Genomic DNA, 12,732 nt, shown 5'->3' on the forward strand with positions numbered 1-12,732 from the left:
TTCGTGCTCCAATTTTCTTGAAAAAAAAGCAGACTAGAAATCACATGCTCTAGACTGCTTTTGTTTTACTTTTAACGTTTTAGATGGTAAGAATAGCTGGCGATGATGACATCTTCGTGCCATTTGAGGTAATACTTCAGTTTCAAACTCATCTGATTGTGCAAGATGTTCTGCCAGCTATGATTAGGGATAAACTGCGGGATGAGCACCGTCACGGTATAACCTTCTGCCTTGGCTTTATGGCTAATCTTGGTTACTTCACGAATGGCCGGACGGATAATATCACGGTAACTGGTTTTGACATTTTTAAAATCAATCTCTGGGAAATAATGGTGAAACTCCTCAGCCACTTCAGCATCTTTTTCTTGAGTTTCCTTGGTGGACACATGGAGCGCCACCACCCGATCTCCAATACTAGAAGCGTAATTCATGGCACCGATACTGACTTGAGTGACATTTCCCACCAAAACAATGACGAGATTACCCTTATAGCGCACTGGCGCTTTGACCTCATGCAAACGCAACTGAGCTGCCACATTTTGATAGTGGCTTTTGATGGCTAAAAAGAGGGACACCAGGACTGCTAAAATCGGAAAGAAAGGCCAGATGTCTCCCAAACGAAAGACCAAAAGAATAGCGATGATGCCGTAACAGATAAAGGCTCCAACAAGATTGGCTAGGGATTTTTTGAAGAAGTCCTTACCAGACTGACGCCGCCAGTACTGAATCATCCCTGTCTGTGCTAAGGCAAAGGGCACAAAAACACCAATCGTATAAAGCGGAATCAAGCTCTCTGTCTTGCCTTCAAAAATCAAAAGCAAAAGAATAGCCCCAATAGCCAAGGTCAAAATCCCATTGGAATAGCCCAGACGATCCCCTTTTTCCAAATAGAGATGGGGCATATATTTTTGCTTAGCCATATTGTAAGACAACATGGGGAAGGCTGAAAATCCAGTATTAGCAGCCACCGCTAAAATCAAGGCTGTTGAAAATTGAAAAAGATAAAATAAGACCTGTCCAAGAGCTGATTTCCCCAAAATGGTCGATGCCATTTGAGCTAAGGTCGTGATTCCCTTGGTAGGGACAATCCCTAACCAATAATTGAAAAAAGTAATGCCTGCAAATAAAAGACCTAAGATGACCGACATGATGGTCAGGGTCTTGGCAGCATTTTCTACTTTAGGTTGCTTGAAAAAAGGAACCGAATTTGAAATCGCCTCTACCCCCGTTAGGGATGCAGATCCGCTAGTAAAAGCCCGTAATAAAAGAACAAGATTAACCCCAGTGATGCTTGAGCCAATCCTTGCCGCCGCGTGATAAGGGAGATGCCCTGTGAATAGCTGGATTATCCCCAACAGCAAGAGCAAAAAGCTACTAGCAATGAAAAGATAAACCGGCACCATCAAAGAAGTCGCCGACTCTCTCAAGCCCCGTAGGTTCATCAACATCAAAAGGAGCACCAATAAAATAGACAGGTGCAGATTATACGGATGGAGCATGGGAAGAGCCGAGGTGATGGCATCAGCACCAGCCGAGACAGAAACCGCCACCGTCAGCATGTAGTCCACCAAAAGACTACCCCCAGCAACCAAGCCCCATTTGGCAGAAAGGTTTTGCGAGGTCACCATGTAGGCACCGCCCCCTTGAGGGTAAGCGGCAATGACCTGACGATAAGAAATGGTCAAACTAGCCAGCAAGACCAAGACCAAAAAACCAATTGGAAGCGACCACCAAATAGCTCCAGCTGATACCGCAAACAGGACCAAAACGACCTGCTCAGGTCCATAAGCCACAGATGAGAGCGCATCACTAGATAACATCGCAAGAGCCTCTCTTTTCGAGAGCGCCTGTCCTTCATCTCCTTCGTCCAAAGACCGCAAGGGACGACCGATAAAAAACTTTTTGACTTTGGAAAACATGATTTCTCCTTTACAATAATGGTATTATAGACCTTTTTCATCTTTTCGTCAATGTTTTCTGTATCAAAGAAAACCAGAGTCAAACTCTGGTTTCTAGGTTTTAGCGATCTCCCTTATTTCGAATGACAAATCCACTATGTTTTTCACTAGAGGTTTGGCGTGGTTTGCGGTTATCTCTTGAGCGGTATTCCTTACGGTTACGGCTACGATTGTCATCACGATGAAACTCTCTTCTGCGATTGTCATTGCCACGTCGTCTTTGGTTACCAGAGCGTTGTTGGCTAGCTGATGGCTTAAATGGCAATGGTTTTTCACGAGCAATCTCAACTTCTGGCAAGTTTTCTGGATCTCGCACCGTGAGGCTCAAGATATAAAGCGCCAACTCTTCTGGGCTGAACTCACTGGCTAGTTTAAGAGCGTCCCCTTTAAATTTGTCAAAGCTCTTGCGGATATTTTCATCAGCAAAATCACGCTCAATCTTTTTCAGGGCAACATGTTTTTTCGCATCAAAAGCTTCTTTTTCCGTTGGTGGTTTCATGCCCTTCATGCGTTTTTTGGTGAGATTTTCAATGATAGACAGATAGCCCATCTCATTTGGCGAGACAAAAGTAATGGAAATCCCGTGTTTTCCAGCCCGTCCTGTCCGTCCGATCCGGTGCACATAGCTCTCCGGATCTTGAGGAATATCGTAGTTATAGACGTGGGTCACACCAGAAATATCTAGACCGCGCGCTGCCACATCAGTCGCTACCAAGATGTCCAAGTTATCATTTTTAAAATCACGCAACACACGCAGACGCTTGCCTTGATCCAAGTCGCCGTGAATGCCTTCAGCACGGTAACCACGCAACTTCAAGCCACGGGTCAACTCATCCACACGACGCTTGGTCCGACCAAAGACAATGGCCAAATCAGGCTGCTCCACGTCAATCAAGCGCGTCATGGTATCAAACTTCTCCTGCTCCTTGACACGGATATAGTATTGGTCCACCAAGTCTGTGGTCAACTCTTTGGACGCAATCTTGACATGCTCAGGCTCTTGCATGAACTGAACCCCAATGCGCTTGATGGCATCTGGCATGGTCGCTGAAAAGAGGAGCGTCTGACGCTCTTTGGGAAGACGGCTAATGATGTCCTCGATGTCATCCAAAAAGCCCATGTTGAGCATTTCATCTGCCTCATCCAAAATCAAGGTTTCCACATAACCAAGCTTTAGCGCCTTGCGCTTGATTAAATCTAGCAAGCGCCCTGGTGTTCCCACCACCACATGCGCCCCTGAGCGAAGCGCCTTGATTTGTTTTTCGATGCTTGAGCCACCATAAACCGCCCGCACCTTGATTCCCTTTTCTCGACCGAAGCGAAAGAGCTCTTCTTGACTTTGTACCGCAAGCTCACGAGTCGGAGCGATGACCAAGGCTTGCACAGTCTGATCTTGTGGGTGAATCTTTTCTAAGGTTGGCAAGCCAAAAGCTGCCGTTTTTCCTGTTCCGGTCTGTGCTTGACCGATGACGTCTTTGCCCTCTAAGGCAAGAGGAATCGTCAACTCCTGAATGGGAGAAGGTTCTTGAAAACCAGCCTTTTCAACAGCTGATAAGATTTCATCGGATAAATTAAGTTCTGTAAATTTCATGTTTTCCTTTTCTAAACAGACAGTGCGAAGCTGTCTGATCCACCTGTTATTCCAGAACCCGTATTCACAGTTCAGTCCTTCTATCTAAGGCAGGTTTTTTCAGCTACTCAACGTTAATTTTTTTCAAAATACAGTCAGTATTTCCTCAAAAACTGCCTTGATTAGCGAAAAACTTGTCTCTTACCTAAAAACACTTCACTTGTGAATACGGGTTCTCATTATCACAATAGACAACTTATCCAGTATATCATAAAATCAAGCAAAAAGATAATAAAAGCCCTCCGTAAACATCAAATAAAAATCCAGTCTCTGATGAAACTGGATACAAGCCTTGTCCCCTCCTATCAACAAGAACAGGTTGAGTCGGTTTTAAATTTTTAATAGCTGGTAAAAAGAGACAAGACACTAGTTTCGGTAAGACCTCAACCAGATAATTCTATTATATCATTTTCATTTCTATTTCGCAACGGTTTATTTCATTATATTACAAAAATAAAACTCCAACTCTTTTGAAAAGTTGGAGTGAAAAGGATGACTTATTGATGATAGTAAACATGTGGTGCTGTTAAGTCACCCTCGGACTGAACAATCGCAAAACGATCGCGACTGTCCACATTTCCCTCCATGTCTGGCACACCAGCAGGGATAATGGCAAAACTAATTGCTGGTCCGTTCATCTGACCAAATCCACCGTTCACGATGCCATTACGAATTTCCCAGCCTGTCGTATTCCCATCGATACTTCCGTTATCACGAATATGAACCACTTCTCCGTTTCCATTTACCCAAGTTCCTGCTACACTTGAGTAGTCCCCCTCTACCATAGCGCTTAGATTGACGCCACCAGTACTACTTCCTGAGTTGGTCACACGATTACTGCTTGATGTTGCATCAGCTGATGATGGGGTGGTTTGAGCTTCTTTATTTGCTGCAACGGATGGGGAAGTGGCAGACACAGAGGGAGCTGGGGTCGCAGGGGAAGCAGCTGAATCACTATCTTCTTCTGTTTGCGTTGCCTTTGCTGAAGACGGTGTTGACACTTTCGGTGCCTTCTTGGTTACAGCTTTGCTACTGCTAGATGAAGAGCTACTTTGCACCGTCTTGTCTTTGTTCATGAATTCGGATTCGGCGTTTTCTTTTTTGCCACATGCACCTAGAACAAGGAGAGATGAAAGTCCGATAATGGCTAAAACTTTTTTTGAGGTTACTTTTTTCATGATGATTCCCTTTCTGAAATCTAGTATTATTTCTTATTGACGATAAAAGACTTCTGAATCAAATTCAGCAGAGACACTTTGACCGACTGCAATCCGATCGACTTGAGAAACAACTCCATTATTATCAACGACACCTGTTGGGATAACACTGAAAGCTGCTGAACCAGGTCCTCTATGTCCTGCCACTCCTATTCCTGAGTTAAATCTATCTCCGTTAATAGAAGGGGAAAAAAGTTCCATCTCTGTTGTTTGATCGCTCACAATCGTAGAAGGGGTAATCGTTAAGGATTCTCCTTGTTTATTAACCCAAGTCCCTGCAATGCTGGAATAATCACCAGATGCAAGAGCCGTCAAATTGACATCTCCCACAATGACAGAAGCTGCTGTGTCAGTTTGTGGTACTTCTGGAGCAGATTGAGATGCCACCTGTGCAGTATTCGGTGCTGCTTCTGCCTGCATTTCCGTAACAGGAGCTTGACTTTCTGCATTGACTTGAGAAGCCTTTGAAGAGGAAGAAACAGAGGCTTTAGGTGTTTTCTTTGTTGTTGCCTTGCTACTAGATGAAGAGCTACTTTGAACGGTCTTATCTTTGTTCATGAATCCAGACTCGGCATTTTCTTTCTTACCACACGCTCCTAAAACAAGGAGGGAGGAAAGTCCGATAATGGCTAAAACTTTTTTTGAGGTTGACTTTTTCATGATGATTCCCTTTCTGAAATCGCTTGTTATTTTTTATGACTCTATTATAACACTTATATTTTAAAATGCAACGGTTTATTGCTAAATGTTACAAAATATTTTAGTACAAAAACGCCCAACTCTTTTGAAGAAGTTGGGTGTAAAGAGATTGTTATTGATGATAATAAACATTTGGTGCTGTAAGATCGCTAACTGATTGAGTAATGGCAAAACGATCACGGCTATCCACATTACCTTCGGAATCTGGAACTCCTGCTGGGATAATGACAATACCTTCTGAAGCGCCACCTTGATTACTTATACCTCCATAGATGTAGCTACCACGCTGAGTCCAACCATGTGTGATTTGTCCAGGAATTGTACCATCGCTATCAAGAAAAATCTGACTGCCATTTCCATTTATCCAAGTTCCTGCTATACTTGAAAAATCACCTGACAATATTGCATTGACATTTGCCACAGCTCCGGCTCCAGCTCCAACGCTTTCTGAATTGCTTGCACTATTATTGCTTGTTTCTGTTTCATCTGATGATGAAGGGACTTGACTTGTATTACTTTCCGCTGCCGATGGGGAAGCCGAAGATACAGATGGAGCTGGTGTCGCAGTTGATACGACGGGCTTACTGTTTCCTTTTGCTTGTTGCATTGCTTTTGCGGATGATGGTGTTGATGCTTTAGCTACTTTCTTGGCTGTTGCCTTGCTACTAGATGAGGAGCTACTTTGCACCGTCTTATCTTTGTTCATGAATTCAGACTCGGCATTTTCTTTTTTTGCACATGCACCTAAAATAAGGAGAGAGGAAAGTCCGATAATGGCTAAAACTTTTTTTGAGGTTGACTTTTTCATGATGATTCCCTTTCTGAAATCGCTTGTTATTCTTTATGGTTCTATTATAGCACTTATATTTTAAAATGAAACAATTTATTTCAGTATGTTACTAAATATTTTTTTGTGTTTCACCTTTACCTCCTCGTTTATGATTCTTCATTTCACACATTTGTTATACCACCTAAAAAAGCCCATCAAAAAAACTTGCAAATTTGCATCCCAATTTTTCAGGAATCCCATATTTGCAAGTTTCTTCACAAAATTACTTTTATACCATATGAGGATATAAAACAAAGGAAGAACGCCTTATGAAAAATCATCATAAATTCTTAGCCCTTATTCATTTCCTTTTACCCTTTACCATCTTGATTCCTCTCATCTATCATTAATCCTAATTTTTTCTTGTAATAATCAAGATTAAAGACCAATAAATCCGCAATCACATCGCTGGTTGCTATTCTAACAGAGGCTATAAAAGCCTCTATTTCTTTTGTGTTTTTTTGATGACTTTGTAAAAAATCAATCAATAATCGACAATAGTTCATCATAATTCTTGGAAAGGCATCGTAATCTTCCGTAATACTTTCCAATTCCTGAATAAATCGATTAGCTTTCTCATAAAATTCTCGATCAATCATCTCAGAAATAAGGTTAATCAGAACATCAACTAATGTTTCATGATAAAGCATCCTATAATTTTTAGATTTATGTAATAACTCAGATGCTAATTCCAGTAAACAACCATCAGATAAAATCCACTGAGCATTGGCAAATATCGTTAATTCAAATTCTGTCCATTCTTCTATGGAAAACAAATAAGTTGAAATCTTTTGTCCGACTTCTTTTTTTGGATAGTCTGTGCCATCTATCATATGAATAAACATATCAATCAAAATTCGATAAAGATCCTGATAAATATCTAGTTCATTCTTTAAAAAATCGCTTTGTGCCAATTTTTTCAAACTATCAATATCTTGGTGATTAAAATAAGACTTTATTTTTCGATTAAACCTCACATGCTCTGCTTCTTGATAGTTATTGAGCTTATAGGCAAACTCTTCAAAGGTCATGTTAATGCCTGAGATGGCGATGAGGAGACGATCAGCAGAAAGCATAGACTCCCCTTTTTCAAAACGCGAGAGCTGGGAGGTGCTAAGCAGGTCTCTTGCTACATCCTTTTGTTTAAGTCCTCTGGCTATTCTGAGTTCTTTGTAAAATTCGCCTAGTTCCATCTGGCGGTCTTGATCACTTAGGGTCATCGGCTGCCTCCTTGTTTTTATCCGTATTATGAGTGGTAGAGAAGGTTACATCTTCTCTTCTAGCTCAATATCTGGGTATTTGTCATTAAACCAGCGAAGGGCAAAGTCATTTTCAAAGAGGAAAACAGGTTGGTCAAAGCGATCCTTGGCTAGGATGTTTCGGCTCGAGCTCATCTTTTCATCCAAATCTTCTGGTTTGATCCAGCGCACGGTCTTTTTACCCATTGGGGTCATGACGACTTCGGCATTGTACTCATTTTCCATGCGGTGTTTAAAGACTTCAAACTGGAGTTGACCGACTGCTCCGAGCATGTATTCGCCAGTTTGATAGTTCTTGTAGAGCTGCACGGCTCCCTCTTGGACCAGTTGCTCCATGCCTTTGTGGAAGGATTTTTGCTTCATGACATTTTTGGCAGAGACTTTCATGAACAGCTCTGGGGTAAAGGTCGGTAGGGGCTCAAACTCAAACTTGTTTTTTCCAACCGTTAGGGTATCCCCCACCTGATAAGTCCCTGTATCATAAACCCCAATAATGTCTCCTGCTACGGCATTTTCGATATTTTCCCTGCTTTCTGCCATAAACTGGGTCACGTTAGAGAGTTTGGCTGTCTTTTTGGCACGTGGGAGATTGACACTCATGCCACGCTCAAACTCACCAGAGACAATGCGTACAAAGGCGATGCGATCACGATGTCTTGGGTCCATATTGGCTTGGATTTTAAAGACAAAACCGGAAAAATCTTTGTCAAACGGATCAATCATGTCCCCATCTGTGGTCATGTGTCCGTGAGGTTCTGGTGCAAAATCAAGGAAACCATCAAGGAAGGTCTGTACGCCAAAATTAGTCAAGGCAGAACCAAAGAAAACAGGGGTCAGCTTGCCCTCTAAGATAGCCTCTTTTGAAAACGCATTTCCTGCTTCCTGCAAGAGCTCGATGTCCTCTAAGACTTGGGCGTAAAAAGGGTTATTGGCAAAAAGTTGCTCGCCTGCTTCTAGTGGCGCAAAACGCTCCTCTCCTTTGTAAAGTTCTAGGCGCTTGTGGTAGAGGTCGTAGAGACCTTCAAAACTCTTTCCCATCCCAATAGGCCAATTCATCGGGTAGCTAGCGATACCAAGGACTTCCTCTAATTCCTCGAGCAGCTCTAAAGGCTCACGACCATCACGGTCTAGCTTGTTGATAAAGGTAAAGACAGGAATGCCACGGTGTTTGACGACTTCAAAAAGTTTTTTAGTCTGCGCCTCAATCCCCTTGGCAGAGTCCACGACCATGACAGCAGCATCCACAGCCATAAGGGTGCGATAGGTATCTTCTGAAAAGTCTTCATGCCCTGGGGTATCAAGGATATTGACCCGTTTTTCGCGGTAGTCGAACTGCATAACAGAGGAGGTCACTGAGATTCCTCTTTGTTTTTCGATGTCCATCCAGTCAGACTTGGCAAAATTTCCGGTCTTTTTCCCCTTGACTGTCCCTGCTTCACGGATTTCTCCACCAAAATAGAGCAACTGCTCTGTGATGGTGGTCTTCCCTGCGTCGGGGTGGGAGATAATAGCAAATGTGCGACGTTTTTTAATTTCTTCAGTAAGTGTCATCATAACCTCATTTATTTTATTAGTGTATAGTACTTGGTTTCTGCTTGTCTGTGCCCTTGTATCCAAAGAGAGACAGCACGCATAACAAACACAAAAACAGCAGAAACAATCAATGTATTGAGCAACCATCCGTGATTGCCCACTAAAGGAGGATGGGCTAAAAAGCCATAATTACCTTTGGTCACGGCGTTAACCCCATCTAAAAGGAGATTTAAACCCAAGGTCAGATAAGCCAGATGCTTAATATCTAGGTTTATCTGAGGCGTGCGGTAGAGATAGAAAAGACTATTGCCAAAAAGCGCCAAGTGACCCACGAGGTAAGAAAAAAAGGTCACATGAAAGATAGGAAAAGGATCAAAAATAGGATAAGACAAGGCAGCTATGGGACCAAAGACACCAACAAGGGCAAAGTAAGTCTTAATCGGACTCTCCTCCCTCAAAAAAAGAAGGGCAAACATAGCAAGCCTACAATGATAGAGGGGTAAACTCTCTGATAAGGGAGCGTGACTAGCCATATACCAACCATAGAGCAAGAGAATCTGAATACCCTGACTCACATAAAAGAGCTGCTGCACCCTTTTGCTATCGCAGTAGCGTCTCGTCACCACAAAAACCAAAATCAGGCTGAGTAAGAGCAAGCCATGTCCCACAAGCCCTAAATGAGGTACTTGGCTAGGGTGGCTGGTAAAAAAGGCTATCATCTTTTCTCCTTTTCCTAAAATCAAACCAAGGTCGCTGTTCTATTATACCAAAAATCTAGGCGCAGGACTAGGCGTCATCATCAGAAAGGCTCTGATACTTGCAAAAAAGAGGAGTGTTACTCCTCTTTTTTATCACCATCATCTCAGGTATATCGCCAAGTGATTCTTTCTTCTACGTCTTCCAAGTCATTAAGAAGTTGAGCTAGCGAGCTTAGATTTTGTTGATAATGAGCCTTACTGATATATTCATCTCGGCTATGTTCGTACTGATAACTAGCTGAGACATTAACAAGAGGCTTGTTGTAAGCTTGACCCAAAAGGGCGACATCGGTATTCGTTCCTCTTGCCGTCACAAAATAGTTCTCGAGCAGACGGCTAAGTCTTGGATTTTGCCAAATAGGATACTGATAAAAGACCATTTCATTCCAAGACCCTTGGTGTTTTCCGCGATCAATCTGAATTAGGAGGCTACTTCTTTTTATCATTGCATCAATGCTCTCTTCTTTGCTTGATAACTTCCTTGAGCGCTTATCGAGAAATTGTCTCGTCCCCTTGCACCCAATTTCTTCATCGGTCGTAAACAGGACATTGGGGCGTTTGCCCATCTCCAACAGATCCAAAATCGTCTTGACCCCTGCTCTGTCATCGGCTCCTAGGCATTTTACTTCTTCAGGAGCATATTCACAAAGAGCGACGATATCCTCTGTTTCAAGGATATCCTCACTTTGTAAATTCTCACCATAGTGGGTATTGATCGTATCCAGGTGAGCCACTAGAAGGGGAGCACCTTCATCTTCGTTGAAAAAAGCTCCAATGATAGATGGATTGTGCGAGCAAATAATCTGATAACCGTACTGCGATAGCTTAGCCTTTAGAAAATCGGTCATCTCCTCTTGTGTGGGAATTAATACTTCCTGCCATGTCGTTTGATTCATTCTTTTCTCCTTTCTTCTTAAAACTTTATCAAATTAAGGAATTGGATATTGCTTTGGATGCGTTCTTGTATAGGGTTCAGTTGATTTCTGACCTCTTCTAGCGTCTTTTTTTCTTGGTCTAAATCAATCTTGTCTTCCTCTGCAACTTGGATATAGCGTGCGGGATTGAGGTTGTACTCATTTGCTTTGATTTCATCTAAGGTTGCAAGATAGCTATATCCGACTTGACTGATTCTCTTTTCATAGGTATTTAGAATCTTCTGCATAGCTGTTTTGTCTAATAGGACTTCTTTTCTAAGGCGTTTGAAGTCCTCTGACGCATCAATAAAGAGCACATCATCTGTCGTGCGGTTCTTTTTAAAGATAAGGAGTTGCATAGACACCCCCATATGGCGAAACATTCTTGAAGGTAAGAGGATAATAGTCTCTAAGAGATTGCCTAATGAACCTGTCAAAAGCTCCTCTCTCAGTTTCCTTTCCCTTCCTCCTTTAAAAAGAAAACTTTGAGGAATAATGATGGCAAAAGTCCCCGTTTCTTTGGTGTGATAAAGTCCGTGAAGTAAAGACAGTTGGAATGATTTATCGACAGCTGAGGCATAAGATTGGTAGCGAGGATCCTGCTCTAGTTTTGTGAACACTCCCTTAGACAAGGGAGCGTAATCAAAAGGAGTGGTTACAACAATGTCAAAATCCTTCCCTAGTTCTTTTTCATCAATCGCACGAACTGATTTGGCCTCAACATTCACATCGGACAAGTAAAAACGAATAAGGGCGAGATGAAAGTGCATGCTATCTGACTCCTCACCGTAAGCAGAAAAACGAATCCCTGCTTCTTGTACCTCCGATACTAAATGAGCTAATAAACTGCCAGACCTCATATCAAACTCATAAAGAGAAAGGGAGCTAGCTGTTTTAGGCAGGATGATCTTTCCAATCAGTTGAGCCAGACTAGCTGGAACATAAGGACTTGGTAAACTAGCAATGCTTTCCTCACAAAGGTCTTTGATTTTTTCTCGACTGAAATCCGTTTTCTTGAGTTTTTTCACCCAACTTTGTAATGTCTCAGACACCTCTTCTTTGTCTCTCTCATCCAAATCAACGAACCTTTCCTTAATAAAGTTAAGGATCTCCTGCAATCCTTGGTTTGAATCCTCAGCTAGATGATCACTCACTTCTTGAAAAAGCGTTTGGCAATCCTCGCTGTTTTGGACTGTTTCAAAAATTTCCCAGTCCACTAGACCATCAAAGGCGAGATAGCGATAAAATAAGATGTAAATGGACCATTCTCGTTCAGTTACTGGTAACATATTTTCTCCTTTACTTTTCGACGTGATTTTTGAGCTGTTCAATATAGAAACGACACTCTCTTTTAGCTAGCTGGCATTTTAACTGCTCTTCTTTGAGCAAATCCAGATACAACTGACCAATCGCTCTTTGTTCCTCTAGAGATGGAAGAGTCGGTAAGATCAAGTCTTTAATCCCTCTTGTCGTATATTTTTTGACAATGGTTCCTTGCTTTTCAATACGAAATTGTCTTTGCATCTCTCGACTTTCATTGAGGAGAAAGAGCAAGTAGGTCTTGTCTAATCCTTCGTTTGGACTGACTTTGAGGTAATTTTGAGTAAAAAGGTAACCTTCATGCGCCTTGCTGACCAGAGCGGCTCGTCCAGAAATCAGACTGATGACAAGATCCCCCTCTTTTAACTGTTCGACATGATCAAACGTTTGGTAAGTCTTGATGCGATCTTTTTCCTGCGGTTGGCCAGATAAATCCTCATCCAGATCTGCTTGACTATATGATAGGTAAATCGGCGCTACCTTATCCGTAGTCTCTACGATGCGAAATTGTGGCGTGCCACTGGTTATGGTTGCCCATTCTTTTAAATGATTCATACGATCTCCTTTTGTAGTTTTGCGTAATTACATCTTTTGTCGACGATATTATTTTAGCAT

11 protein-coding genes are annotated in these 12,732 nt (G+C 42.2%); all 11 read right to left on the bottom strand.

The genetic code is table 11. The annotated features are described in order from the left end of the window. Positions 1-71 precede the first annotated feature (71 nt). Positions 72-1,919: an APC family permease gene (locus tag ACZ49W_RS04780; RefSeq protein WP_464814191.1), complete on the bottom strand. Its 1,848-nt coding sequence runs from the start codon at positions 1,917-1,919 to the stop codon at positions 72-74. A gap of 100 nt (positions 1,920-2,019) precedes the next feature. After that, on the bottom strand, positions 2,020-3,549 hold the full coding sequence (locus ACZ49W_RS04785; RefSeq protein ID WP_464814192.1) for a degradosome RNA helicase CshA: 1,530 nt from the start codon (positions 3,547-3,549) through the stop codon (positions 2,020-2,022). A gap of 536 nt (positions 3,550-4,085) precedes the next feature. Next, complete coding sequence (locus ACZ49W_RS04790) at positions 4,086-4,766, bottom strand: DUF6287 domain-containing protein (protein ID WP_464814193.1); 681 nt, start codon at positions 4,764-4,766, stop codon at positions 4,086-4,088. Positions 4,767-4,799: 33 nt separating this feature from the next. Then, positions 4,800-5,465, bottom strand: coding sequence for a DUF6287 domain-containing protein (locus ACZ49W_RS04795; protein ID WP_464814194.1), 666 nt, complete (start codon positions 5,463-5,465; stop codon positions 4,800-4,802). A gap of 151 nt (positions 5,466-5,616) precedes the next feature. Further along, positions 5,617-6,312, bottom strand: a complete 696-nt coding sequence (locus ACZ49W_RS04800; RefSeq protein ID WP_464814195.1) for a DUF6287 domain-containing protein — start codon at positions 6,310-6,312, stop codon at positions 5,617-5,619. A gap of 332 nt (positions 6,313-6,644) precedes the next feature. Continuing rightward, on the bottom strand, positions 6,645-7,553 hold the full coding sequence (locus tag ACZ49W_RS04805; protein ID WP_464814196.1) for an Rgg/GadR/MutR family transcriptional regulator: 909 nt from the start codon (positions 7,551-7,553) through the stop codon (positions 6,645-6,647). A gap of 45 nt (positions 7,554-7,598) precedes the next feature. Beyond that, positions 7,599-9,143 (bottom strand): peptide chain release factor 3, encoded by a 1,545-nt coding sequence (locus ACZ49W_RS04810; RefSeq protein WP_464814197.1) that lies wholly within the window; start codon positions 9,141-9,143, stop codon positions 7,599-7,601. An 11-nt stretch (positions 9,144-9,154) separates the two neighbouring features. Continuing rightward, positions 9,155-9,844 (bottom strand): YwaF family protein, encoded by a 690-nt coding sequence (locus ACZ49W_RS04815; RefSeq protein WP_464814198.1) that lies wholly within the window; start codon positions 9,842-9,844, stop codon positions 9,155-9,157. Between the two features lie 143 nt (positions 9,845-9,987). Then, positions 9,988-10,779: a zinc-binding metallopeptidase family protein gene (locus ACZ49W_RS04820; protein WP_464814199.1), complete on the bottom strand. Its 792-nt coding sequence runs from the start codon at positions 10,777-10,779 to the stop codon at positions 9,988-9,990. 17 nt (positions 10,780-10,796) lie between these two features. Continuing rightward, the gene (locus ACZ49W_RS04825) at positions 10,797-12,086 is read right to left on the bottom strand and encodes an N-6 DNA methylase (protein ID WP_464814200.1); all 1,290 of its coding nucleotides are present in this window, start codon (positions 12,084-12,086) and stop codon (positions 10,797-10,799) included. A 10-nt stretch (positions 12,087-12,096) separates the two neighbouring features. After that, positions 12,097-12,672, bottom strand: coding sequence for a restriction endonuclease subunit S (locus tag ACZ49W_RS04830; RefSeq protein WP_464814201.1), 576 nt, complete (start codon positions 12,670-12,672; stop codon positions 12,097-12,099). Positions 12,673-12,732 lie beyond the last annotated feature (60 nt).

This window comes from Streptococcus sp. STR1/CE/0325 (genome assembly GCF_055386095.1).

Excerpts from the sequence above, each read along its gene's own strand:
- ACZ49W_RS04815 (WP_464814198.1), bottom strand. The coding sequence starts at position 9,844 with ATGATAGCCTTTTTTACCAGCCACCCTAGCCAAGTACCTCATTTAGGG.
- ACZ49W_RS04790 (WP_464814193.1), bottom strand. The coding sequence starts at position 4,766 with ATGAAAAAAGTAACCTCAAAAAAAGTTTTAGCCATTATCGGACTTTCA.
- ACZ49W_RS04810 (WP_464814197.1), bottom strand. The coding sequence starts at position 9,143 with ATGACACTTACTGAAGAAATTAAAAAACGTCGCACATTTGCTATTATC.
- ACZ49W_RS04820 (WP_464814199.1), bottom strand. The coding sequence starts at position 10,779 with ATGAATCAAACGACATGGCAGGAAGTATTAATTCCCACACAAGAGGAG.
- ACZ49W_RS04805 (WP_464814196.1), bottom strand. The coding sequence starts at position 7,553 with ATGACCCTAAGTGATCAAGACCGCCAGATGGAACTAGGCGAATTTTAC.
- ACZ49W_RS04780 (WP_464814191.1), bottom strand. The coding sequence starts at position 1,919 with ATGTTTTCCAAAGTCAAAAAGTTTTTTATCGGTCGTCCCTTGCGGTCT.
- ACZ49W_RS04800 (WP_464814195.1), bottom strand. The coding sequence starts at position 6,312 with ATGAAAAAGTCAACCTCAAAAAAAGTTTTAGCCATTATCGGACTTTCC.
- ACZ49W_RS04825 (WP_464814200.1), bottom strand. The coding sequence starts at position 12,086 with ATGTTACCAGTAACTGAACGAGAATGGTCCATTTACATCTTATTTTAT.
- ACZ49W_RS04795 (WP_464814194.1), bottom strand. The coding sequence starts at position 5,465 with ATGAAAAAGTCAACCTCAAAAAAAGTTTTAGCCATTATCGGACTTTCC.
- ACZ49W_RS04785 (WP_464814192.1), bottom strand. The coding sequence starts at position 3,549 with ATGAAATTTACAGAACTTAATTTATCCGATGAAATCTTATCAGCTGTT.
- ACZ49W_RS04830 (WP_464814201.1), bottom strand. The coding sequence starts at position 12,672 with ATGAATCATTTAAAAGAATGGGCAACCATAACCAGTGGCACGCCACAA.